The organism is Microcystis sp. LSC13-02 (assembly GCA_002282935.1).
Taxonomy (GTDB): domain Bacteria; phylum Cyanobacteriota; class Cyanobacteriia; order Cyanobacteriales; family Microcystaceae; genus Microcystis.
The window spans coordinates 37,584-38,391 of the sequence record MTBT01000029.1 but is presented as its reverse complement, the minus strand read 5'-3'; the positions used below and the strand labels follow the sequence as shown (position 1 = coordinate 38,391).

1 protein-coding gene is annotated in these 808 nt (G+C 44.1%); it reads right to left on the bottom strand.

Annotated elements, in window-relative coordinates:
* Positions 1-298: 298 nt before the first annotated feature.
* Entirely contained in the window at positions 299-493 is a 195-nt protein-coding gene (locus tag BGL89_RS21430) for a TLTLP motif-containing protein (protein ID WP_502692592.1), read from the bottom strand.
* Positions 494-808: the final 315 nt, after the last annotated feature.

Sequence of the window (808 nt, the reverse complement as noted above, 5' to 3'; positions counted from 1 at the left end):
AGCGAGAGGTTTCCGTGATACTTTACGCGCTTTACCGCTTTCTGTATTCTAGCGAAATCCCTCGAAAGTGGAAACGCTACCGCGTTAGTTTCACTTTGGTCGCGATTGATCTCCCGTTAAGCAAGGGCGGCTCTAACGGGAGTCCTCTCGCAACCTTGAGATAGCGCCTTTAGAGTCACCTAAAAGCGCAAGCAAAATTAAAACACACTTTAATTAACTCCGATCCAAATTTTACCCATAAGGGGGATCGGGACGAAGAAAAAATTTTTTACCTTGGCAATCGTCTATCTCAATTCTGTCACCTCATTTGCCTCGTTAGGGAGTAGGATGTTTTACCGGTAAGGGGTTCTTCGGTATAGTTAGGCGTGGAGTTATATCCAATCGCTAACAAGGGTAACGTTAGGGTCAGAATTGCGATCATGGTTCCGAGTAAATTGGCCCACCTATGACTAGGAGGTTCGGAAGTCTTCCCTGACGGGTTGCTTGATTCCATAAAGGGGTCGTGTTGAACTCGACAAGTAAAGAATACGAGAGATATATAGAGCATTAAGCTATCGGCCTTGAGCTTTTAGCAAATTACTGCTATTTTTTGCCTTTGGGCTTGGTTAACGTCTCGTTAGAAAGCGAAACATTAACAGCAATATTCCCCCTACTAATTATATTTTACCCATTTTTTTCCAGGAGTTCCCTCTGATACTTTTCTTGACGATCTCTCCAGATCATCGAAAATTTTGGGTGGGAAACCCCGCCGTTCTAGGTTGGCTTTACGTTAGAATTAAAAAGACCGTCTCGAAAACCAAGTGGGCGG